General features: G+C 68.9%; 20 protein-coding genes and 1 pseudogene. 10 read left to right on the top strand and 11 right to left on the bottom strand.

Annotated features, from left to right (window positions below):
• The first annotated feature begins 27 nt into the window (after nt 1-27).
• A complete protein-coding gene (locus tag C8E87_RS02190; RefSeq protein ID WP_133871528.1) occupies nt 28-1,011 on the top strand; it encodes a GlxA family transcriptional regulator in 984 nt (327 codons plus the stop codon).
• Between the two features lie 77 nt (nt 1,012-1,088).
• A complete protein-coding gene (locus C8E87_RS02185; protein ID WP_133871527.1) occupies nt 1,089-1,436 on the top strand; it encodes a hypothetical protein in 348 nt (115 codons plus the stop codon).
• A gap of 42 nt (nt 1,437-1,478) precedes the next feature.
• Here C8E87_RS02185 and C8E87_RS02180 read toward each other — a convergent pair whose 3' ends face one another.
• Entirely contained in the window at nt 1,479-2,063 is a 585-nt protein-coding gene (locus tag C8E87_RS02180; RefSeq protein ID WP_133871526.1) for a helix-turn-helix domain-containing protein, read from the bottom strand.
• Between the two features lie 79 nt (nt 2,064-2,142).
• On the opposite strand from C8E87_RS02180, the gene C8E87_RS02175 reads away from it, so the two are divergent.
• Nucleotides 2,143-2,727, top strand: coding sequence for a DinB family protein (locus C8E87_RS02175; protein ID WP_239080394.1), 585 nt, complete (start codon nt 2,143-2,145; stop codon nt 2,725-2,727).
• A gap of 23 nt (nt 2,728-2,750) precedes the next feature.
• Here the strand turns inward: C8E87_RS02175 and C8E87_RS02170 are convergent, their stop codons facing one another.
• The 3 genes and pseudogenes from C8E87_RS02170 to C8E87_RS02160 form a co-directional block, all read right to left on the bottom strand.
• Nucleotides 2,751-3,527, bottom strand: coding sequence for an ABC transporter ATP-binding protein (locus tag C8E87_RS02170; protein WP_133871525.1), 777 nt, complete (start codon nt 3,525-3,527; stop codon nt 2,751-2,753).
• Between the two features lie 282 nt (nt 3,528-3,809).
• Nucleotides 3,810-4,028, bottom strand: a pseudogene (locus tag C8E87_RS45175) (ABC transporter permease); the annotation flags it as partial.
• A gap of 361 nt (nt 4,029-4,389) precedes the next feature.
• The gene (locus C8E87_RS02160; RefSeq protein WP_133871524.1) at nt 4,390-5,412 is read right to left on the bottom strand and encodes an ABC transporter substrate-binding protein; all 1,023 of its coding nucleotides are present in this window, start codon (nt 5,410-5,412) and stop codon (nt 4,390-4,392) included.
• Nucleotides 5,413-6,053: 641 nt separating this feature from the next.
• On the opposite strand from C8E87_RS02160, the gene C8E87_RS02155 reads away from it, so the two are divergent.
• A complete protein-coding gene (locus tag C8E87_RS02155; RefSeq protein ID WP_133871523.1) occupies nt 6,054-7,007 on the top strand; it encodes a DUF6282 family protein in 954 nt (317 codons plus the stop codon).
• Between the two features lie 196 nt (nt 7,008-7,203).
• On the opposite strand, the gene C8E87_RS02150 is transcribed toward C8E87_RS02155, so the two are convergent.
• The 3 genes from C8E87_RS02150 to C8E87_RS02140 form a co-directional block, all read right to left on the bottom strand.
• Nucleotides 7,204-8,223, bottom strand: coding sequence for an amidohydrolase family protein (locus C8E87_RS02150; RefSeq protein WP_133871522.1), 1,020 nt, complete (start codon nt 8,221-8,223; stop codon nt 7,204-7,206).
• Nucleotides 8,220-9,002, bottom strand: coding sequence for an NAD(P)-dependent oxidoreductase (locus tag C8E87_RS02145; RefSeq protein WP_133871521.1), 783 nt, complete (start codon nt 9,000-9,002; stop codon nt 8,220-8,222). The genes C8E87_RS02150 and C8E87_RS02145 overlap by 4 nt, the downstream gene beginning before the upstream one ends.
• Before the next feature lie 97 nt (nt 9,003-9,099).
• A complete protein-coding gene (locus C8E87_RS02140) occupies nt 9,100-9,801 on the bottom strand; it encodes a 4-carboxy-4-hydroxy-2-oxoadipate aldolase/oxaloacetate decarboxylase (RefSeq protein ID WP_133871520.1) in 702 nt (233 codons plus the stop codon).
• 176 nt (nt 9,802-9,977) lie between these two features.
• Between C8E87_RS02140 and C8E87_RS02135 the strand changes: the two genes are divergently transcribed.
• The 6 genes from C8E87_RS02135 to C8E87_RS02110 all read left to right on the top strand — a co-directional run bounded on the left by C8E87_RS02135 (nt 9,978) and on the right by C8E87_RS02110 (nt 15,765).
• A complete protein-coding gene (locus C8E87_RS02135; RefSeq protein WP_133871519.1) occupies nt 9,978-10,685 on the top strand; it encodes a GntR family transcriptional regulator in 708 nt (235 codons plus the stop codon).
• A gap of 363 nt (nt 10,686-11,048) precedes the next feature.
• On the top strand, nt 11,049-11,828 hold the full coding sequence (locus C8E87_RS02130) for a hypothetical protein (RefSeq protein WP_133871518.1): 780 nt from the start codon (nt 11,049-11,051) through the stop codon (nt 11,826-11,828).
• Between the two features lie 8 nt (nt 11,829-11,836).
• Complete coding sequence (locus C8E87_RS02125) at nt 11,837-12,652, top strand: hypothetical protein (RefSeq protein WP_133871517.1); 816 nt, start codon at nt 11,837-11,839, stop codon at nt 12,650-12,652.
• 233 nt (nt 12,653-12,885) lie between these two features.
• A complete protein-coding gene (locus tag C8E87_RS02120; protein WP_133871516.1) occupies nt 12,886-13,683 on the top strand; it encodes a hypothetical protein in 798 nt (265 codons plus the stop codon).
• Nucleotides 13,684-13,798: 115 nt separating this feature from the next.
• On the top strand, nt 13,799-14,917 hold the full coding sequence (locus C8E87_RS02115; protein ID WP_133871515.1) for a PucR family transcriptional regulator: 1,119 nt from the start codon (nt 13,799-13,801) through the stop codon (nt 14,915-14,917).
• Nucleotides 14,918-15,000: 83 nt separating this feature from the next.
• Complete coding sequence (locus tag C8E87_RS02110; RefSeq protein WP_133871514.1) at nt 15,001-15,765, top strand: hypothetical protein; 765 nt, start codon at nt 15,001-15,003, stop codon at nt 15,763-15,765.
• Nucleotides 15,766-15,931: 166 nt separating this feature from the next.
• On the opposite strand, the gene C8E87_RS02105 is transcribed toward C8E87_RS02110, so the two are convergent.
• The 4 genes from C8E87_RS02105 to C8E87_RS02090 form a co-directional block, all read right to left on the bottom strand.
• A complete protein-coding gene (locus C8E87_RS02105; RefSeq protein WP_438865999.1) occupies nt 15,932-17,230 on the bottom strand; it encodes a CE1 family esterase in 1,299 nt (432 codons plus the stop codon).
• Nucleotides 17,231-17,325: 95 nt separating this feature from the next.
• Nucleotides 17,326-19,716: a ricin-type beta-trefoil lectin domain protein gene (locus C8E87_RS02100; protein WP_133871512.1), complete on the bottom strand. Its 2,391-nt coding sequence runs from the start codon at nt 19,714-19,716 to the stop codon at nt 17,326-17,328.
• 277 nt (nt 19,717-19,993) lie between these two features.
• The gene (locus tag C8E87_RS02095; RefSeq protein WP_203720785.1) at nt 19,994-20,740 is read right to left on the bottom strand and encodes an SDR family oxidoreductase; all 747 of its coding nucleotides are present in this window, start codon (nt 20,738-20,740) and stop codon (nt 19,994-19,996) included.
• Between the two features lie 5 nt (nt 20,741-20,745).
• Entirely contained in the window at nt 20,746-21,726 is a 981-nt protein-coding gene (locus C8E87_RS02090) for a zinc-dependent alcohol dehydrogenase (protein ID WP_239080393.1), read from the bottom strand.
• Between the last annotated feature and the right edge of the window lie 207 nt (nt 21,727-21,933).

The following is a 21,933-nucleotide window of genomic DNA, read 5'->3' as shown; positions in this document are numbered from 1 at the left end:
CCGCTCGGCACCGGTACGGTGGGACGCATGGGCGAACGGGTGTTCCTGGTCGTCGGTTACCACTCCGCCGAGTTGCTCGACATTGCCTGCGTCACCTCCGCGCTGCAGTTCGCCAACCGCATCGGCGCCGAGCCGCGCTACCGTGCCGTGCTCGCCACTCCCGGCAAGGACGACATCACCTGCGACTCCGGGTTGCGGCTCGCCGCCGACGCGGGTCTGGAGCGGTTCAACGAGACGATCGACACGCTGGTGGTCTCCGGCGGCCTCGGCCACGAGGACGCGGCGGCCAGCCCGCTGCTGGTCGGCCACGTGCGGCGGCTGGCCACGCTGGCGCGCCGGGTCGCCTCGGTCTGCACCGGGGCGACCGTCCTCGCTGAGGCCGGCCTGCTGACGCGCCGCCGGGCCACCACCCATTGGCGGTACGCCGAGCGGCTGGCGCGCCGCTATCCCGAGGTGCAGGTGGACCCGGGCCCGGTCTACGTGCGGGACGGCAACGTCGCGACCTCTGGCGGCGTCACCAGTGCTTTGGACCTGACCCTGTCGTTCATCGAGGAGGACCACGGACCGGCGCTGGCACGCGCCGTGGCGATGGGCACGGTCGCCTACCTGCAGCGGCCCGGCGAGCAGGCGCAGTTGAGCATCTTCCTCATCCCCGGCATCACCGACGACCTGATGGTGCGGCGCCTGACCGAGCACATCGTGAGCCGTCTCGATCAGACCCTGACCACCGCGACCCTCGCCCGGCTGGCCGGCGTGAGCGAACGGCACCTGTCGCGCCTGTTCCTGGCGGCCGTCGGCGAGACTCCCGCCCAATACGTGCGGCGAGTCCGTACCGAGTCGGCGGCACAACTGCTGTCGACGCCGTTACCGCTCACTGCGGTAGCCCGACGCTGCGGTTTCGGCAGCACCGAGTCACTGCGGCAGGCATTCCTCGACCGATATGGAATGCCGCCGTCCCGGTACCGCCGCAATGCGCCCGCCGGAGTCGAAGTCGGGCCGAAACCGATCTGAAGTCCCGTCTTGCTCCTCTGGTCGCAGCAAATCAGCGACCCGAACGGAGTGCAGCAATGCGAGTAAGAAGCTTCATCATGGCGGCCGCCCTGACGATGGCCGGCCAGTTCGCCCTGTTCGCCGGCCCGGCGACGGCGGGACCGGCAGCAACCGCACCGGCCGCCTGTGTGTCCGCCGCCTGGCAGCCGGTGCGCAGCGGCCTGTATCTGTGGCGATGCCCGACCAGCTATCACGGGCAGATCGTGGGCGGTCTGAAGGGCGACCAGCTCTACCTCAGGAGCGCGGCCGGCACGATCACCAAACTGGTGAACATCCCAGCGACCGGCAACTACAACACCGGCACGGTCGCGGACTTCGGCGGCCCTTGGGCGGCCTGTCTGAAGATCCCGCATCAGGCGGAAGTCTGCACTGCGCACGCCTGGTGACGTGGACGGTGGCAAGGAGCAGACTCCTTGCCACCGTCACCATCAGCTGGGCGGTGGCGGCGAGGGCGTGAGGTGGGCGCGTTCGCCTTGCGCGCCGAAGAGAGTGAGCAACTCTGCGGGCTGGGTGTCAGCGCTGCTGATCTGGTGCGGCGTGCGAGTGTCGAATTCTGCGGCTTCGCCGGGCCCGAGTCGGTACTCCTGATCGCCGAGGACAAGCCGGACGTTGCCATTGAGGACGTAGAACCATTCGTATCCGTCGTGGGTCTGCAGAGTTGTGGTGTTCCCTCCGCCGGCCGGTGGGTAGATCACCTTGTAGGCCTGGATACCCCCGGGGCGTCTGGTCAGCGGTACGACGGTGAAGCCGGCTCGCCGGACGGGGCGCAGGTGAATGCGGGGATCGCCGGTGGGCGGCGCGGCGACCAGGTCGTCGAGCGGGACGCCGTAGGCGCGGGCCAGCGGAAGCAACTGTTCCAGCGTGGGGCGCAGTTTGCCGTTCTCGAGACGGGACAGGGTGCTCGCGGTCAGGCTCGTTTCGGCTGCCAGGGCGGCCAAGGACAAGCCTCGTGCCCGGCGCAGGGCCTGCAAGCGCGGGCCGACGCCGGCGAGGACGTCTTCGGAGGTTGTCATGATCCGATGATGCGGATCCGCAACGTTCCTGGCAAATCAGCAACTTGGCTGGTCATGCTGGCGGTGGAGGTAGCAACCGATGCTCAGAAAAGGCCGGGCCACCGGGCCAGCAGACCAGACCGAACGTTCTGCCCATCCAACCACACGATCGGTAACGCTGATGCCGCCATCCACCCGAGCCCGCAAGCACAAGGACACCGGCCCCGAATGGACTGCCCCGGGGGAGAAGGCGACTCTGGTCGGCTTTCTCGACTACCTCCGCACGTCGATCATGGACAAGATCGCTGGTGTGCCGGAACCTGAGGTCCGCACCGCCGGAGTGCCCTCCGGCACCAACCTTCTCGGCCTTCTCAAACACGTCAACGCGGTAGAGAGGTTCTACTTCCTCGAAGAACCGATCACCAACATGCGCCGCACGTTCCAGCCCACCCGTGACGAGACCGTCGAAAGCCTGCTCGCCGGCTATCGAGCCACCGTGGCGCAGGCGAACCAGGTCATCGCGACATGGACCGACCTCAGCCGGCCGGCACCCCGGCCCCCGGGCCGTCGTGCCTTGCCGCCATCGCAGCGATGGGTTCTTGTTCACATGATCGAAGAAGTTGCCCGCCACGCCGGCCACGCCGACATCTTGCGCGAGCAGATCGACGGCTCCACCGGCCGTTGAGGCAGTCCTTGGCCATGCGAGCCTCAGGCGGTCGGGGCCCGCAGGTGTTCGTCGCTCAGCAGCAGGGTGTGCAACTCGGCCGAGACCTTGGCGACCTCCTCCATGTGGGCGTTGTGCCCGAAGCTCCGCGGCCGGGGGATCGGGATCTGCACCAGCTTGCGCACCCGCCCCGGCCGGGAACTGAGGACCGCCACCCGGTCGGCCAACAGGACGGCCTCCTGGATGGAGTGGGTCACGAAGAGGATCGTCGTGCCCAGCTGGATGTGAATGCGCTGCAACTCGACGGCCAGTTCCTCGCGGGTCAGCGCGTCGAGCGCCGAGAACGGCTCGTCCATGAGCATGACCTTCGGGTTCTGGATCAGGGCCCGGCACAGCGAGACCCGCTGCTGCATGCCACCGGAGAGTTCGTGGGGCAGGCGCTTGCGGAAGGCGCCCAAGCCGGTCATCTCCAGCAGTTGCTCGGCTCGGCCGCGATGGTCAGCCGTGCGCCAGCCGAAGATCTCGACCGGCAGCATGATGTTCTGCTCCACCGTGCGCCATGGCAGCAGGGCCGGCTTCTGGAAGACCATGGCCACGTCGCGGCGCGGCGACCGGACCCGTTCGCCGGCCACCCGCACTTCTCCCTTGGTGGGTTTGAGCAGGCCGCTGACCATGCGCAGCAGGGTGGACTTGCCGCAGCCGGACCGTCCGATGATGGTGAGGAACTCACCCTCGGCAATCTCGAGGTCGATCCCGCGGATGGCCTCGATCGGACCTGACCTGCCCTTGAAGGTCTGGGAAACCCCATCAATGGTGATCATGTGCTTCCTCAGGAGTTGATGGCCCGGGCCCAGGGCACGAGCAGTCGCTCGACGCCGACCATCAGGTAGAACAGGGCGACGCCCATGATGGCGAGCAGGACCAGGGCGGCGAAGGCGAGCGGAGTGTCGTTGGAGGCGCCCGATCCGGCGATGACCGAGCCGAGGCCGTGATCGGGGCTGACCACCTCGCCGATGACGGCGCCGATGATCGCCAGCGGGGGTGGCAACCTTGATACCGACGAAAACCTGCGGCAGAGCCCAGACCAGCCGCACCTTGACGAAGGTCTGCCACCAGGACGCACGCAGTGAACGGGCCAGCTCCCGCAGGTCGGCCGGGGCCGAGGTCAGGCCGGCCATCGTGGAGACGATCACCGGGAAGAAGCTGACCAGCACCACCATGACGATCTTGGGACTGTCCCCGAACCCCATCCAGACCAGCAGCAGCGGGGCGAGCGCGACCTTGGGAACCGCGTTGACGGCAGCGAGCACCGGCAGAAACATCCGTTCGACCGTGTGCGAGGCGGCCAGCACGACGGCCAGCGTCAAGCCGCCGGCGACAGCGATGAGAAAGCCGATGAGTACCCGCTTGAGCGTGATCCAGCTCTCCTCCAGCAGGTACGACGGCACGCGCAGGAACGCGTTCGTAACGTCTCCTGGCGACGGCACGAAGAACGGGTCGACATTGAACGCCGCGGTGATCAGCCACCACAGCCCGACCGTAGTTGTCAGACCGAGGGCCGGCAGGCCGAAATTCTTCCACACCCGAGTCAGCCGGGGCCCGGCTTCGAGGTCCGTCATCTCTCTCCGATGTTGTTCACGGAACTGGCGGGACGGGTAGGAAGTACCTGTCCCGCCAGTTCGGTCAGCTGGCCGGGATGAAGCTGAAGTCAGCCACCTTGTCGGGGGTCAGCCCGGTCGGCATCACCCCGTTGCCCTGCAGGGCGGCGATGCTGCGCGCGACCCGATCCTGGTCCATGTGGCCGAGCGCGGCGCCGTTCACCGACGACGAATAGGGCTTCATGGCGTTGATTTCCGCAACGGCGGCCGGGACGGCCGAGGCCTGCTCGAACTTGTTCATGATCTGCGCCGCCTCCTCCGGGTGGTCCAGCGTGTACTGGAGACCCTTCATCGCGGCGTCGACGAATCGCTTGACCTGGTCCTTGTCGCTGGCGATCAGGCTGCTGGGAGCGACAATCACGTTGCCGAACAGGTCGGACAGGAAGTCGCTGTAGGGCAGCACGACCACATCCTTCTTGGCGACCGTTTCGAGCGCGTTCTTGCTCAGCAGGAACGTGCTGAGGGCGTCGGTCTGCCGCTTGGCCATCAGCTGGTTCAGCGCGGTCGCCTGCACGGGCTGGATGGTCACCTTTTTGTTGTCGAAGCCGGCGAGCTTGGCGTACGCCGGGAAGAGCAGCTCGGACACCGATCCCTTGCCGGTGGCCACCTTCTTGCCGACCAGATCGGCAGGCTTGCTGATACCGGTGTCCTTGGTGGTCATGATCGCGACCAGCGTCCGCTGGTGGACGGCCGCCACGGCGCGCCAGTCGGTGAATTTCCCTTGGCCCGCCACCACCTCCGCGCCGGAGAAGTCCATGGCGGCGAACTGGGCCTGACCCGACTTGATCATGCTCAGGTTCTGGGTGGTGCCGGCTCCCTTCTGGATGTCGACGTCGAACCCCGCATCCTTGAAGAAGCCCTTCTCCTTCGCGACCCAGGCGAAGGAGTCCCGGCCCAGCGCGCCGAAGGCCGTCACATACGTGATCTTCTTGAGCTCGCCGCTCGCGCCGCCGCCACTACTGCCGTCGTCCGAACTCGAACACGCGCTTGCCGTAACGAGCACTGCGGCCAGCAGAGTCGCCGCCAGCGCCCGAGAGCCTCTGTACATACAAGTCCTCCTGAGAATCCGCCCGTCCAGCTGACGGAGACGGCCGTTCGACCAGGCCGGCCAGGCGCTCGCCGATTGGCGCCCGCCTTCCAGCCCTCGATCCGAGCGAGAGAGTAGAGGAGTATTGATCACCTGTCATGACGCCCATTTTCAGGCATAGCGCCCAAAGTAAACTGTCCTGATGCGTCCGAAATGGACATCGACGCAGGTCAGCCGCCGTTGACAGGTTGCGGCCCGGAGGCGATGCTGTGAACAAGATTGTGAGCAATCCGTGTTCTGCGGTCTCGTCCGATCCTGTGCCTCCGCGGAGGCTCAAGCCCGTGTGGGGAGAGAAACTGCTCGTGACGTCGGCGGCGGATGACGCCTGCGAGTGGTCGCGCACACAGGTCTACAATGGCCGGTCGATGCCGAACGAACCTCCGGTCGCGGCGGATCCGGCCCAGCGCCTGGGTGTGGGCCGGGCGAGCTGCGTACCAGCCTCGTCCGGCTCGGACAGGACGGAATGGTCACGCTCACCCCGCACCGAGGAGCCCGGGTGAAGGCGGTGACCGACCCCGAGGCCGTCGAGATCCCTAGACCCGTGCCGCGCTCGAGGCGCCTGTCCAAGGCCATGCGCCCACTTCAGTCCTTTTAGGAGATTCATGTCCGACCACCCCCTTCCCTCGGCCAACGCGCGCGCGATCGTTCGCGACGCGTACGACACGCACGTCCACGTTGCCCCGGACGTGATGGAACGGCGGATCGACGATCTGGACCTGGCCACCCGCTTCGCCGAGGTCGGAATGGCCGGCTTCGTGCTCAAGTCGCACTACATCACCACCGCGGAACGCGCCGCCGTGGTCCGCAAAGCCGTCCCCGGCGTCGACGCGCTCGGTGCGATCACGCTGAACGGCTCGATGGGTGGGATGAACCCGGCGGCCGTGGAGATCGCCGGCCGGCTGGGCGCCCGGATCGCGTGGATGCCCACCGTGGACTCGCGTAACCAGCGCAGCACGACCGCCACCGACCTGCAGGGCAGCAAACCGGCAATGTGGAACGCGCTGCAGAACGATCTGCACGCGCACGGCATCGTCCCCGACGCGGTCGAGGTGGTCGACGGCGACGGCAAGGTGCTCGAGCAGGTCCGCCAGGTGCTGCGTGTGCTGGCCCGGCACGACATGGTGCTGGCCACCGGGCATCTGTCCGGGCCGGAGATCCTCGCGGTGGTCCGGGCGGCACGCGAGGAGGGAGTCGCCCGGATCGTGGTCACCCACCCCGAGTTCACGTCGCAGAGATTGACGGCCGAGCAGCAACGGGAACTGGCCGCCGAGGGCGCCCTGCTGGAGCGGTGCTTCACCACCGCGTACACCGGCAAGGTCTCCTGGGATGACCTGTTCGCCAACATCCGGGCGGTCGGGCCTCAGCACTCGGTGCTCTCCAGCGACCTGGGCCAGCCGTTCAACCCCCCGGTCGAGGACGGCCTTGCGCTCTTCGCCGACAGACTGCTGGCGGCCGGCTTCGACCCGGCCGAAGTGCACACGATGGCCGTGCTGAACTCCCGGACGCTGGGCGCCCCCGGCCGAGATTCCCGATCGGCCGGATCAGCCGATCACTGACGCCCCGCGGACAGGCGGGTCGCCTTCGGCCGCCCGTGGGAACGACGTCAGGCGCTCCCACGGCCGGCAGGCGAGCGGTCAGACGGCCGGCCTGGCGCGCGTACATCTGAGGCGAGGGTGACCTCGCATCTCATCCGGTGCGCCGCTCCCGAGCGCTCCTCAGGGTCATCGACCGGCACAAGGACCAGCGTCCAGATCAGCGGGATTGCTGACGAAGAATGAGGTCGAGGCGTGGGTAGACCCGGCGCGCATTGCCCTCGTACACCTGTGCCCGGTCCGCTGCGCTGAGCCCCAGCGCGTCGACGTACCGGCGGGTGTCGTCGAAATAGTGGCCGGTTTGCGGGTCGACGCCGCGGACCGCACCGACCATCTCGGAGCCGAACAGGATGTTGCCCACGTCGATCACGTCGAACAGCAGGTTGATGCCCGGCTGGTGGTACACGCAGGTGTCGAAGAAGACGTTGCCCATCACCGACTCCTCCAGGGCAGGCCGGCCGAGCATGTCGGCGAGTCCACGGAACCGTCCCCAGTGGTAGGGCACCGCGCCGCCGCCGTGCGGGATGACGAACCGCAGCCCGGGGAAGGTCTTGAACAGGTCGGCCTGCACGAGTTGCATGAACGCGGTGGTGTCGGCGTTGAGATAGTGCGAGCCGGTGGCGTGGAAGCTGGGGTTGGTCACCGCGGACACGTGCACCATGGCAGGTACGTCCAGCTCCACCATGGCCTCGTAGAGCGGATACCAGCTCACGTCGGTCAGCGGTGGCGAGGTCCAGTGGCCACCGCTGGGATCGGGGTTGAGGTTGCAGCCGACGAAGCCGAGCTCCTCGACGCAGCGGCGCAGCTCCGCCACCGAGTTGGCGATCGGCGCGCCGGGCGACTGCGGCAGCTGGCACACTCCGACGAATCTGCCGGGATAGAGCCCGGCCACCCGGGCGACCAGGTCGTTGGACACTCGTGCCCAGGCTGCGCTGACCGCCTCGTCGCCGAAGTGATGACCCATCGCCGACGCGCGGGGGGAAAAGACGGTGAGATCGATCCCGCGTTCGTCCATCAACCGCAGCTGGCTGCCCTCGACCGTCTCGCGGATCTCGTCGTCGCTGATCCTCGGGTAGGACGGGGGCTGCCCTGCTGACCGGTAGGCCGCCTGCTGGGCCTCTCGCCACGAGGTGTGCGCGGCCGGCGCGGTGGTGTAGTGGCCGTGACAATCGATGATCATGGCGAGGACCCCGAATCTCGTAGTTCGATGAGCAGATCCCGGGCGGCGGCGGCGATCCGCGGCCGCACGCCCAGGTCGATCAGTTGCTCGCCGGCGGCCGTCATCTCGTCAGCCCGGCGCCGGGCGTGCCGATGGGTGCCGTCGACCAGCCGGTCGATCGTCCGCTCGTCGAATCCGGCCAGTTCGGCGCCGATGTTCGCGCGAAGCCAGGCGCCGCAGCCGGCTGCCTCTCCCGCGGCCAGCGCCTCGACGACCGCAGCGGCCAGCCCTTTGTAAAAGACGCTACGCAGCAACTTTCGAGAGATCGCTTCACCGGCCGGGCCCGGCTGAATCGTCACTTCGGCCCCCACGCCGGTCATGACCTCGGCGTATCGGACGGCCCCCGCGCCGGAGACCAGCATCGGAGTACGCAAGCCCTTGCCCGGGACCGGAGCCATCAGAGCGACGTCGACGACCTCAACCGCGTACGGCGCACAAAGCCGCGCCAACTCGGCCTTGACCGCGGGCGCGGCGGTGTTGAGATCGGCCCAGACACTGCCGGGCGCGAGACGGGGTGCCGCGTTCAGCATCGCGGGCACCGCGTCGTGCGAGCTGTTGACGCTCAGAACCAGGTCGGCGTCGCGGACCGCGTCGGCCTCGTTCGTCCGGACAGCCACTCCCGGCGGCGGACTGACACGAGGGTCGTAGCCGCGGACGTCGGCGCCCGCGGCGACGAGGTCCCGGGCGATCTCGCCGCCGGCTTCCCCCAGACCGAGCACGGCGACGCGCACCCCGGTCATTGGCCGGCCACGGCGACCGGGGTGCCGGTGTTCGTCCGGCCCTTGCAGCTGCCGCCGCGCATCTGCAGGCAGCGTATTCCGCCGACCTTGTAGCTCATCAGGCCCCGTCGGCGGGCAGCCGGTCCACGTATTCGACGCCGAGTTCGGCGAGCAGCGGGCGCAGGTTGTACATGTCGACGCCGAGCGCGCCGGACTCCAGCCGAGCCCGCTTGTCGGCCTCGTTGGCCAGTCGCTCGGCCGCGGCCCGCGCGACCTGACGGCCGGCCGCCACCGGCAGGACCAGAACGCCGTCGTCGTCGGCGATCACGATGTCCCCGGGACGTACGAGCTGCCCGGCCGCAACGACCGGCACGTTCACCGAACCCGGACTGGCTTTGACGGTGCCCTGCGCGTGCACTGCCCGGGACCAGACAGGAAAGCCCATCTCTCGCAGGGCCGCGATGTCACGTACGCCCGCGTCGCTGACCAGGCCGATCACACCATGGGCACGCAATGAGGTGGCGAGCAGGTCGCCGAACATCCCGTCGGTCGACGGCGAGGTGGTGGTGACCACCAGAACGTCACCGGGACGGCAGACCTCGACCGCCGCGTGGATCATCAGGTTGTCGCCGGGGTGGCAGGAGACGGTGATCGCCGAGCCGGCGATCACCGCACCGGTCTGGCGGGCCCGCACGGCGGGGCCGAGCAGGCCGATCCGACCGGCCGCCTCGTGTGCGGATGCCACACCCGCCCTGCGCAGGGCGGTGATGGTGTCGGTGTCGGCCCGGTCGACGGACCGCACCACGTAGTGAGCAGCCATGAGTCCTTGGTGATTCCGTTGATCATCTGTCCCGGTCCGCCGAACGTAAGCTGGTGTCAGCAACTTTGTCAACAATGCATTCTCGGCCGGTAGGCCGCCGACCGGCGACGACCCGGCCGCTCGCGCCACATACGATGCCAGGGCTTTGGCAACAAACAGCTAGGAGCGCGCCCGGAATGTCGACACCTGCACCAGACCCGGTCACGAGGGACGTCTACGGAGAGCTTCGGACGGCCATCCTGCGTGGAGAGTACGCCCCCCGCCAGCGGCTGATCGAGAACGAGTTGACCGAGCGGTACGCGACAAGCCGGTTCGTGCTCCGCAATGTCCTCACCAGACTGCAGACCGAAGGCCTGATCGAGATCCAGCCGAACCGGGGCGCCCGGGTCAGGGAGATCACCGTTCCCGAGGCCATCGAAATCACCGAGATCCGCCGGGCGATCGAGGGCCTGGTCGCCGCCCGCGCCGCCGAACAGATCACGGACGAGGAGATCATTTGCCTGCGCGAGCTCGGCCGGTCGATGCAGGCGGCCGTACGGGCGGCCGACGTGCTGCGCTACTCCGAACTCAACGCCCAGCTGCACGGCACGGTCCGGTCGATCGCCCGGCACAACTCGGCCACCCGGATCATCGAGCAGCTGAACGGCCAGATGGTGCGTCACCAGTTCCGGCTCTCGCTGGTCCCCGGCCGCCCCAGCGTCTCGCTGCCCGAACACCTGGAAATCATCGAAGCCGTCTGCTCACGCGACCCGGACGCGGCCGAACGTTCCATGCGCGTTCACCTGGACAGCGTGCTCGACGCCTTGAAGGCTCTCGCCGGTACGACGCCCGCCGCAGAGCCGGCATCACACGGCGAGCCCACCGGCCGAGGCCCGCTTCCCTGAACCTCACCCCCTGACCTCCTCGCCTGTTGCTCGGGCGGCTCGCCGGTGCTCCTGCCGTGCCTGGCCCGGAGCAGCGGAGCACCAGCGGCGGTCAGTGCGAACGCCGCTGCGACCCAGCCGGCCCCGACGGCGTCGAGCCGGTTCGAGATCTCGTACGACCGAGCCCTGGGCCCCGGGCGACGAGCAGGGCGAGCAGAGCCACGAACGGACCCCTGCCCACGCCGTACGCGCTGCGACCGAAGCGCCGACACTCGCCGTGGCCACTACGTGGATTGACAAACGTCACTGTGAGATTGCGCAAGGCTCACGAAGACGCGCACCCGTCGGCGCCAACAGAATCCCGGCAGGACGAAGGGAGCAGATGTGCGACGAAGACTCGTACGCGGCCTGATCGCCACGCTGTTGGCCGTCGGGGTCGCGGTGCCCAGCGGCGTTCAGCCGGCGCGGGCGCAGGACGTCAGCGGCTCGGTCATCAGCCTGGTGTTCACCGCCGTGCGGATCGCCCGTGGGGGCCTGACCCAGGCCGAGGTCGAGGCGCTGGTCCAACAGGTGGTCGGACTGGTCGGGCAGGCCCGGAACGAGGTCATCAGCCATATTGACGGGCACGTTGCGGCCCGGGCGCTGGGTGAGATGGATGGGTTCGCCATCGAGTACGCCAACTACGAGCAGTTCCGCCGGGACCAACGGTGGGTGCGGAACCTCGCCAGCAGGATCATCACCTCCGCCTCGGTCGACAAGAGAGAGCTGGACGCCACGCAGGACCCGAAGGCCGCCGATGCCATCGGCCACGCCCTCAACGTCAAGTACGCGATGGCGGAAGTGGCCGCCGGAGATGCCGGGTACACCGCGGAGTCCAAGAATCTGCTCCGTCAGCGGTACATCCAGGCCAACGAGAAGATCATGGAGAAACTGGAGCCGAAGTGCGAGCCGACCTGGACCGAGAACGACGCCTACTGGTATTCGAAGACCTGGCTGTGCACGGCGGCCAATGGTGAGACGGCGACGGCCACGGAGACTCTCAACAAGGTGACCGGCGAATGGACAAGGCCGCAGGTCAATGTGGATGACCTCAAGGTCGCCGCCGCGGTCAACTCCAGCTGGAAAGTAGCCAAGGAAACCCTGCCCACGTTGAAGCAGCCATAGGAGTCCCAGTGCGAGCACGACTGTTGAACAGCCTGGCCGCCACCGGCCTGGCGGTGTCGATCGCGGTGGCGGGCGCCGGTGTGCCGGCCCAGGCCGCCGCGACCACCAGCGAGACCAAGAGCCCGACGCAAACCGCTGCCGCTCAGGCGTTCGCCTTCGACTGGGTCAGCTTGGGTATCAGCGTCGCCGGCTACCTGCTCGGGGGCGGGGGCGGAGGCGGCGGCAACCTCGACGCCGCGATCCGCGAGATCAAGGCGGCCGTCGCGCAGAACAGAACGGAGATCATCGCGCAGATCGACGCCATCGCCGCCGCCGAGGTGGAAGGCTGCCTCGAAGCCCACACCATCGAGTTCCTCAACATCGACTTCATGGACGAGTACACGCTGCGGGCGTGGGCTCAGAACGCCACGAGCTGCGCCACCCAGGCCAGCGCGTTCGCGAGCGCGGTGCAGAGCCCACAGGCGGTCGACAAGATCGGCTTCGTCATCGGCCCGATCTTCGCCATCGTTCTCGCGGCCCGTGCCCAGGCAGGCTTCCTCAACGGCACCGACCTCGTCCTGCAGAGCCAGATCCGCGCCTACGAAGCGGTCGTCACCAAGCTCACCCCGACCGACTGCGTGAAGAAGCGCGCCCGCGAACCCGGTTACCCGGTCGAAAAGTGGTGGGAGTGCACCGCGTACAACGGTGACAGGGGCAGTTCCGAGTGGGTCACCGGCGACCTGCGCGAACCCGTCCGCGCCCAGGCCGAGGACAGCGCCACCAGGAATACCAGCCGTCCCACCGCCAAGTCCGCCCTGCCTCCGCTCCGCGCCCTGGGAGTCTGACCTTCACCACCGGGCCGCGCGGCCGCCTACCGGCGCCGCGCGGCCGCCTACCGGCGCCGCGCGGCCCAAGCACGTGTAAGGCGCGGGGCCGGTTGTCACAAGTGACAGGCGCCGCCGGGCCCCGTGGCGCCGGACTTGTCACCGATGACGAAGACAGCCCCACCCGCCCCCTGGCAGCCTCTTCTCAGCGGACGACACCCGTTCCGCCGTCTACAAGGAGGGAGGTTGTCGTCATGCGCACCAGAACGTTGCGTGCCGTCGCCACCGGCGCCCTGGCGGTCATGCTCGCCGTCGTCGGGACCGGGGCGCCGGCCAGGGCGAAGGCCAACATGGTGGCCATCGACTGGGTCAGTGCCATCGTTTCGGTCGTCGGGGCGGCACTGGCCGGCGGCGGGACTGGCTCGTCGCAGCTGGACGCCGCGGTCAGGCAGATCATCACCGCCGTCGAGCAGTCCGAGCAGAACATCCTCGACCACATGGACGCCCTGGCCAGCGCCGAGGTTCGGGCGTGCGCTCGTACGCACGCGATCGAGCTGAGCGACATCGAGCACATGAACAACTCGGTCCGGATGATCTGGGCGCAGAACGCCACCGCCTGCGCCACGCTCGCCACCTCGTACCTGGCTACCGTGCAGAGCAAATCGTCCGCCGACACCATCGGCGTCGCGATCGGTGAAATCTACGCCATCGCGATCGCCGCTCGCGCCCGGGCGGGGCTGACCAGTGGCATCGAGACGCTGGTACGCGACCAGATCCGCAGCTACGAGACCCTGATCGCGAAACTCGCACCGAGCTGCCACGAGGACCGCTACAACGAGTACGACGAGCGCGGCTGGCTTGTGCTCACCGAGATCCACTACACGTGTGCGGCGTACAACGGCGACTCCGCCACCGACTACGAGGCGTATATCCGCGCCCGCCTGGTCAAGGGCCCGCTCAACCGTGCCGCGGTGGACGCCGAAGCCACCCGCAGAACCAGCCGCCAGATCGCCTTCGACGGGCTCCCGGTCCTGCGTACCCTGGGCGTCTGAAAGTTCGTCCGATGTGGAGCGTCCGACGGGCGCTCCATATCTGTTACCGTCGATCGCCACCCCATCCACCCACCACCTCCGTTCCGAAGAGGAGGCAACGGGAGGAGGCGCATCGATGAGTGCCCTGTTCGACGCCCTGCGCGAGCGGGTCGAGGTCCACGCGCGGAGCGCGGTCGAGACGTACACGCACGAGGTCAGCGAATATCAGTCGTCGCCGCCCGCCGACGACATGTACGACTTCGCCGTCCTCATCCGCCGGCGGACGCTGGATCTGTCGGCCACCGGGCAGCCTCTGACCGACACCGATCTCGCCCGCATCGCCGACGTCGGCCGCCGCCGTGCCGAGGTCGGTCTGTCCGTACCGTCGCAGGAGCAGGTGCTCGGCCTGCACACCGCGATGATGGTCCGCGAGGTGCACGACCTGGCCCGTCCCGAGCACGCCACCGACCTGCTGCGCATCGTCGGCTGGCTCGGCGCCCAGGGCGTACGGGCTCGCGCCGCCTATCTGCGCGGATACACCAGAGGGGTCGGCGCCGCCCAGGTGCTGCCGACCCGGCTGGAAATCCTGGCCCGCGCCCTGATCGCCGACGAACCGGTCGCACCGTTCGTCGCCGACCTGCGCGTGGCCGCCCGCTACCGGATCGCGGTCCTGACCACGCCGGACCGTACCGCCGGCCGGACTCAGGCAGAGGTCATCGCCGCGCTCGCCGCCGACCGGATCCCGGTCACCTGGCTGGCCCCGGACGAGGTCGTCATCGTCTGCCCCGGCGAAGCCTCAGCCTGGGTACGCCGTGCAGTCGAGCTGATCGGCCGGCCCTGCGGAGTCGGCACCGCCGAAGGCCCGGTTGGCGGCCTCGCCCCGGCGCTGGCCCGGGCCCGTGAGGTGAGCCGGGTCGCACCACCGGAGTCGTCCCCCGAGCGGCTGCCGGAGATCGCGGACCTGTTCGTCGAGATGGCGGTCGCCGGCGCCCCAGCCGTCGACCACTGGTTGCGTACCTATGCGCGCGCCCTCGCCACCGGTCCGGACCTCGTCACCACGCTGCGCGCCTACTACGCCCACGACATGAACAGGGTGACCGCCGCCGCTGCCCTGCACATCCACCCGCGCACCCTCGACTACCGGTTGCGCCGCGTCCGCGACGTCACCGGCGTCGATCCCGGCTCCACTCTCGGCGTACGGCTGCTCAGCGCGACCGTCGCCCGCACCCTGGCCGTGCGGCACTACGCGGACTGACAAAGACCGGTCCCCGCTTGCGCACCGCCGACGAAGACGGCCGCCGTCCGGCCCGGCCACACTCCCGGGATATGTGGAGCAAAATGAGACGTGGCATCGCCGCCTCCGCCGTCGCCCTCGCGATGCTGCTCACCGGGACGGCACAGCCCGCCCGTGCCGCGGACGGGCTCACCGACGACCTGTTCAACGCCGCCGTCATCGGCACCGACATCGGTCGTAGCGGCCGGGTGACACCGGAACAGGCCCTGCAGCTCATCCGGATCGTGGGCCGGATCCTGGGGGTCATGGAGAGCGAAGTCCGCACGCAAGCCGACGGCCTGGTTGCCGCGAACATCCTGAGCCGCGTCGTCTCGGTCCAGGACGACTGGCGCAACTACGAGGTCATCCGGCAGGACGAGCTCGGCGCCGGTCTGTTCGCCCAGCGGGTCAACGAGATCCTCAACGACGCCGTGCACTACTACCCGGAGGTGAGCACGCGGGCCAAGGACCAGCTCGCGCTGTCCGCCCAGGCCGTCTACTCGATCGTGCAGGCGGCTCGCGCCGACGCCGGTTACACCGAGGGCGCCGGCGCCATCGAGGGCAGGTTCCGCTCACTGATGCTGAAGGTGGTCGACGACCTGAGGCCGCGCTGCACCCCGATCAACGCCAACCCGGAGCCGGTCCCCGGCGAGATCTCGACCATCTGGGAATGCGTCGCTGTGGACGGGCGCAAGGCCACCGCCCATGAGCGCATCGTCAACGGGGAATACGTCGAGGGCCCGGTCGACCTGCACAAGGTCCGGATGGAGGCGGCACGGGCCTCCAGCTGGGCGGCGGCGTACCGCGTCTGGTGGCCCGACCAGCCGTAGCACCACCCGGCGCCGGTGGCCCCTCCTCGACGTGGGGCTGCCTGGCACGGCCTGTCCCCGCTGCTGCGCCTGCTCGCCCTCAACGGCACGCTCAGCGTCCTTGACCTCGCCGACCTCGACCCAAGGGCGGTTTGCCGCGTGTGGGCTCGGGACGAGTTCGTCCGGGTCAGGTTCTGGTGCAGACCGTTCCGTTGAGCGTGAAGGCGGTGGGAGCGGCCGTGTTGCCGGTGTGGGTGGCCTGGAAACCGATATTGATCGACGCGTTCGGGGCGATCGTGGCGTTGTGGCCGACGTTCCTGGCTGTCACCTGCCCGGACGCGGGGGAGTAGGTGGCATTCCAGCCGGAGGTGATGCTCTGCCCGCCGGGCAGGGTGAACGCCAGCGACCAGCCGTTGATCGCGGTGGCGCCGGTGTTGGTGATGGTGAGGTCCTCGGTCAGGCCGCTGTTCCAGGCGTTGACCGTGGACGTGACCCGGCAGGCGCCGGTCGGCGGACCGGGTGACGAGGGACCGGGTGACGAGGGACCGGGCGACGAGGGGGAGGAGAACTGGTTGAAGAAGTCCCACACGAGCGGCCGGGTCCAGGACCCCTCACCAGGGTTGTAGTCGCCGGCGGATCCGTCCCAGGGCCCGGGGGTGTGACCCGCGTCGAACGCGGCCCACACCACCGGATAGCCGGCCCGGCAGCCCGAGTAGTAGGTGACGATGTGGGTGAGGCTGCCCTGCGCCGGTTCCCGCGGGTTCTGGGCGGTGCAGCCGTTGTTCCTGACGAACCGGTCCCGCAGCGACCGCCCCGCCGAGATGTTCAGCACCGGGTCCCGCAGGCCGTGCAGTCCCATGTACGCGATCGGCTGGGTGCCCCCGCTGCAGCCGCTGAGCTGGCCGCCGGAATACACCGCGACCGCGCGGAAGACGTTCGCCCGCGCGCAGGCGATCGCGTAACTCATACCCCCGCCGTAGCTGAAGCCGAGCGAGAACACCTGGGCCGTGTCGACGCAGAGGCCGCCCTGGACGAGGTTCACCATGGTGTCGACGAAGGCCAGGTCCTCACCGCCGGAATTGGCCCATCCGTTGTTGAGACCCTGCGGCGCGACGAAGATCGCGCTGTTGTTGGCCAGGGACCGCAGGCCGTAGTACGACCAGGGGTATCCGCTGGTCCCGCCGGAGTCGACATCGTTGGCCGTGCCGCCGTTCCAGTGGAAACCGAAGATCAGCCGATACTGCCGGTTGCTGTCGTAGCCGTCCGGGACCCGCAGGATGAAGCTGCGGTTCTTCCCGCCGCTCTGAACGGTGCGTGTGCCGCTGGTCAGGGTCGGGCTCTTGCCGCACCCGGCGGACGCCGCGAGGGTTGCGGGCTGCGTGGCTGCCGAAGCCCGCTGCGTCACGGTCACCCCCAGCCCGGCGATCAGGAGGGCGGCCGCAGCGAGCAGCCCGCCGCGGCGGTACGAATGTCGGGAACCAGGCACCTTCTTCTCCACTTCCTGCGGTTTCGGTGGGGGAACGGGTGGTTCGGCCCTCGAGCTGCGCCCCGCCCGAGAGCGCTCAGCGTCCGGGCCACCGGTCATGACCCGAGTCCGGTTCGGGAGCTCCACTGCTGGTTGGCGCCGCCGTGGCAGGCCCAGAGGTTGAGCTTGGTGCCGGCCGCGGTCGCGTTGCCGGGGGCGTCGAGGCACAGCCCCGACTGGACGCCGGTGATGGTGCCGTTGGCGTTGACGTTCCACTGCTGGTTGGCCTGTCCGCTGCAGTCCCAGATGATGACCGCGGTGCCGTTCGCCGTGCCCTGGCCCGACGCGTCGAGGCACTTGTTGCCGTGCACCCTCAGCTGTTTGCCGGCGGTGGACGTCCAGCGCTGACCGGTGCCGGATCCGCAGTCGGAGAGTTGCGCCTGGGTGCCGTTGGTGGTGCCGGTGGCATCGAGGCACCGTCCGGACTGGGCGCCGACGATCTGCACCGTCTGCTCGGTTCCGCCGGTCTGCGGCCCGGCAGCCGACATCACGGCCTGTGCGCCGGTGGGCCAGTTGCCGTTCGTCACGGTCACGTTCCCGGACACCACGTTGCCCCGGTCGCCGTTGGTGACGTTGGTGCTGTTGTTGGTCGACCAGTTGTTCGTCACGGTGAAGTTGCCCATGTTCTCGGCGTACCAGTAGTTGGCGGTGGCCCAGGTGCCGGTGGACGAGAAGACGTTGTTGCGGGCGGTGTAATAGCGCGAGCCCTCGTCGAAGTAGATCCCGAAGTAGCCGTTGGTCCGCAGGCAGTAGTTGTCGCTGATCACCGCGCCCGGGTTGGCCGACAGCGTGTAGATGCACCCGCCGTCGTTCATCTGCTGCATGACGTCGTGCACGTAGTTGCCGACGAGCTGGTTGCCGGATGCGGTGGTCGCCGTGGTGTAGCGCGGCTGGTAGTTGTACAGCCCCCGATCGGCGTAGTGGTTGCTGCCACCGGCGTCGTTCGAACCCCAGCCGTACCCGATGGACATGCCGGTGTAGGGCAGGTTGTAGGCCTCGTTGTGCGAGATGACGGCGTTGGTGACATAGGTGGCGAGCACCGACACGATGCCGCGATGATCCGTCCCGAGGTCGTGCAGGCGATTGTTGCTGATCGTGATGTCCCGGTTCCGCATGCGGGCGTCGCTCGGGTGGTGCGCGTCGGCCCGGACACCGCCGACCACGATGCCGCCGGCGACGTTGCGGGCCACCTCCGACCGGGTGACGGTGATGTTGCTCGTGCCCAGCCCGACCCCGCTGCCGTGAGCGCTGACGTCGTTGCCGATGCCGATCGCGGTCTGCCCGAGGTTGACGAACTGCGAGTCGGTGAAGGTGACGTTGTTGGCCGCCGAGACCTGCACGGCGGCGGGGGACTGGAGCCAGTTCGGGCGGGTCGCTTCGAACTGGGGGCACCCGTTGTGGCAGGAGGCGAAGCTCGGCCAGCTCCAGTTGCCGTAGATGTAGGCGCCGGTCTGCTGGTCCGCGTAGCCCTGGTTGCTGTTCGGGCCGAGCCAGCTGGTGCCGGTGAAGGTGATGCCGCTGAACGTCAGGTGGTGCGCGGGCTCGTCGTACGTGCCGCCGACCTGGACCAGGGACTGCAGCGCCGGCAGTTCCACGCTGACGCTCGCCATGTTCTGCCCGGCGAGCGGGATGTAGGACAGCGCACCGGTTCCGGGATCGAGGTACCACTCGCCCGGGCTGTCCAGGAACTCGTAGGCGTTGCTCAGATAGAGCGGCCCGGCCCGGTGCGGCTGGGTGAACGTGTCGTAGCCGAAGTTGTTGTTGCTCCATCCGGGCTGCTGCATCGTGATCTGGTTGCCGCTGATGCGCTGCACCGACGCGTACCGGTCGGTGAACGAGCCGACGCTCTCCACCTGGATCCGGCTCTGGCCGGCCAGGTTGTTCAGGTAGCTCAGCGCGCCGTTGGTGAACCTCAGGCCGGTGCTGTCCGCGGTGAAGTCGGCCCGGTTGACCTGGGTGCGGGCCCTGGTCGCGACGGCGCCGTTGACGTAGAGCTGCCGGCTGTCGATGCCGGCGCCGACATTGGCCCGCCAGATGTTGCGGCCGGCATCGACCTGCGACCACCCGGTGACCGGCCGGGCGCCGCTGATCACGGGGCGGGCCGACGGCGCGGCCTGCCACACCACGCGGTAGCCGTTGGAGCCGGAGTCGGCCGCGGTGATCCGCAACGGCGACGACTGCCGGTAGATCCCGTCGGCCAGTTGCACGACGACGTCGCCGGACATCGAGCCGTTCAGCGAGCGCACCGCGGTTTGCGCCGCGCTCAGCGAGCAGGGCTCGGCGGCGGTGCAGCTTGTGCCGGTTCCGGACGGGGCGGCGTGGAGGACGGTTGCGGCGGCTGAGGCGGGGCCGGCCACGACAGCTGCCGCGGCGACACCGGTCAGGGCGGCTGCCACGATGGCGGCCAGGCTCCGTCGGGGCGCCGAGGGGGACGACGATACGGGCACCGGAGGCTCCTTCTCGAACGCAACTCGGTGATTTCGTAGTCGTGAAGTTAGCGTTAACTATCTCGGCCAGTCAATGACGTCCATCGATACATCTAGCTGGCCTCGGCGAGGGTGAATCCGGCCCTAATCTCGAGTACAGGCAGGATCCACCCGCGTAACGGTTTTTGCCGGTCCAGTTTCGAATGTCTTTGCCGCTGATGAAAAAATTGGCAGCCTGGAACGGACTGGTTGTGAAGGTTAACGAGCCAAGGCCGGGATCGCTGCGAGTTCGCCGGTCTCAGCGGCCCAGCCAGCCACCGTCCACCGGAATAACTGCGCCCGAGACGTAGTCGGCGGCGGCGGAGCAGAGGAAGACCGTCGCTCCGGCGATGTCGTCGCCCCGGCCCCAGCGTCCGGCCGGGATCCGGTCCAGGATGGATCGGGACCGGTCCGGGTCGTCGCGCAGAGCGGCGGTGTTGTCGGTCGCGATGTAGCCGGGCGCGATGGCGTTGACGTTCACGCCGTGCGCGGCCCATTCGTTGGCCAGTGCGCGGGTGAGGCCGGCGATGCCCGACTTGGCGGCGGTGTAGCCGGGCACGTTGATGCCGCCCTGGAAGCTGAGCATGCTCGCGGTGAATACGATCTTGCCGCTGCCGCGGGCCAGCATCGGCCGGGCGATCAGCTGGGTGAGCGCGAACTGGCTGGACAGGTCGACCTCGATCACCCGGTCCCACCACGCCAGCGGGTGGTCCGCGGCGGGCGCGCGCTCGATCGTTCCCGCGTTGTTGACGAGGATGTCGGGGGCCCGCCCGGCGAGCTCGGTGCCCAGGGCCACCACGGCGTCGCGATCGGCCAGGTCGACCGCGTGTCCCTCGAAGGAGCGGCCGAGCGCGCGGACCGACGCGGCCACGTCGTCGCCGGCCCGCATCGACGCGCTGACGCCGATGATGTCCGCGCCGGCCGCGGCGAGCGCCTCGGCCATCGAGCGGCCGATGCCGCGGCGGGCGCCGGTGACCACCGCGAGCCGGCCGCTGAGATCGAACATCCCGTTCACGACGCCTCCGACCCGGCCACGTCCACCAGGATCTTCATGGCCCGGCCGGCCGCCAGGTCGTCCATCGCGGAAGCGGTCTGCTCGAGCGGGACCACGTGGGTGATGAGGGCGTCCACCGGTATCCGGCCCTGCTGGAGCAGGTCGACGGCGCGGTCGAAGTCGGACCGTTGATACACCCGCGCGCCGAGCAGCCGCAGTTCCCGCCAGAACACCCGTTGCAGGTCGATCTCGCGGGGCGCGGAGTGGATGGCCACAACGACGATGGTGCCGCGGACCCGGGCCAGAGCAGTGGCCGAGCGGACCGCGGCGGACGCGCCCGACACCTCGAACACCACATCGGCGCCGGCGCCGCCGGTCCAGCGCTCGACCTCGGCGGCCATGTCGGTCGCGGCCGGGTCGGCCACCGGGAACCCGAGCTCGGTGATACGGCTGCGGCGGGCCGCGTCGACCTCCGCGACCAGGACGTGGGCGCCGGCGTCGCGGGCGATTCCGGCGATCAGCACGCCGATCGGGCCGCCGCCGAGGACTACGGCGTGGTCGCCGACCTGCAGCTCGGAGCGCCGCACGTCGTGGACCGCGACCGCGACCGGTTCGACCAGGGCGGCGGTGCGCAGGTCGAGGCCGGCGGGCAGCCGTACGGCCAGCGAGGCCGGAACGTTCCACCGTTGCTGGAGGCCCCCCGGCGAGTCGATGCCGACGAAGACCAGGTTCTGGCAGATGTGCTGGTGACCGGCGAGACAGGCAGCGCAGGCGCCGTCCCAGACGAGCGGCATGACAGTCAGCGGGTCGCCTACCGCCCAGCCCTCGACGCCGGCGCCGACCGCGGCCACGGTGCCGGACGTCTCGTGCCCGAAGACCAGCGGTGTGCGGACCCGGGTGTCCATGTCGCCGTGTGCGATGTGCAGGTCGGTGCCGCACAACCCGCAGTAGGCGACGGCGATCTGAAGCTCACCGGGGCCCGGTGGCGCGACATCCACCGATATCACATCCAGGCGTCCATGGCCGACATATGCCGCACCCTTCATCGGGTGACCTCGCTCTCTCCGTGGTGCCTCGCACCTGTTGCAAACATCATACGTATGCCCTTATATTTCGTCGCGATGAAGAGCGCGTCAATTGGGTCGGACTGACAAAGGACACCGATATGGTTGGAATAACGCGAACCGGACGTCCCCGCCGAGGCC

The sequence above is a fragment of the Paractinoplanes brasiliensis genome (assembly GCF_004362215.1).
GTDB lineage: Bacteria > Actinomycetota > Actinomycetes > Mycobacteriales > Micromonosporaceae > Actinoplanes > Actinoplanes brasiliensis.
The sequence above is the reverse complement of the archived record's forward strand: the minus strand, read 5'-3'. Positions and strand labels throughout refer to the sequence as shown.

Coding starts and splice junctions, on each gene's coding strand:
- C8E87_RS02155 (WP_133871523.1), top strand. CDS start 6,054: ATGTCCGACCACCCCCTTCCCTCGGCCAACGCGCGCGCGATCGTTCGC.
- C8E87_RS02180 (WP_133871526.1), bottom strand. CDS start 2,063: ATGACAACCTCCGAAGACGTCCTCGCCGGCGTCGGCCCGCGCTTGCAG.
- C8E87_RS02160 (WP_133871524.1), bottom strand. CDS start 5,412: ATGTACAGAGGCTCTCGGGCGCTGGCGGCGACTCTGCTGGCCGCAGTG.
- C8E87_RS02185 (WP_133871527.1), top strand. CDS start 1,089: ATGGCGGCCGCCCTGACGATGGCCGGCCAGTTCGCCCTGTTCGCCGGC.
- C8E87_RS02170 (WP_133871525.1), bottom strand. CDS start 3,527: ATGATCACCATTGATGGGGTTTCCCAGACCTTCAAGGGCAGGTCAGGT.
- C8E87_RS02175 (WP_239080394.1), top strand. CDS start 2,143: ATGCTCAGAAAAGGCCGGGCCACCGGGCCAGCAGACCAGACCGAACGT.
- C8E87_RS02150 (WP_133871522.1), bottom strand. CDS start 8,223: ATGATCATCGATTGTCACGGCCACTACACCACCGCGCCGGCCGCGCAC.
- C8E87_RS02110 (WP_133871514.1), top strand. CDS start 15,001: ATGAGACGTGGCATCGCCGCCTCCGCCGTCGCCCTCGCGATGCTGCTC.
- C8E87_RS02120 (WP_133871516.1), top strand. CDS start 12,886: ATGCGCACCAGAACGTTGCGTGCCGTCGCCACCGGCGCCCTGGCGGTC.
- C8E87_RS02140 (WP_133871520.1), bottom strand. CDS start 9,801: ATGGCTGCTCACTACGTGGTGCGGTCCGTCGACCGGGCCGACACCGAC.
- C8E87_RS02115 (WP_133871515.1), top strand. CDS start 13,799: ATGAGTGCCCTGTTCGACGCCCTGCGCGAGCGGGTCGAGGTCCACGCG.
- C8E87_RS02190 (WP_133871528.1), top strand. CDS start 28: ATGGGCGAACGGGTGTTCCTGGTCGTCGGTTACCACTCCGCCGAGTTG.
- C8E87_RS02135 (WP_133871519.1), top strand. CDS start 9,978: ATGTCGACACCTGCACCAGACCCGGTCACGAGGGACGTCTACGGAGAG.
- C8E87_RS02095 (WP_203720785.1), bottom strand. CDS start 20,740: ATGTTCGATCTCAGCGGCCGGCTCGCGGTGGTCACCGGCGCCCGCCGC.
- C8E87_RS02145 (WP_133871521.1), bottom strand. CDS start 9,002: ATGACCGGGGTGCGCGTCGCCGTGCTCGGTCTGGGGGAAGCCGGCGGC.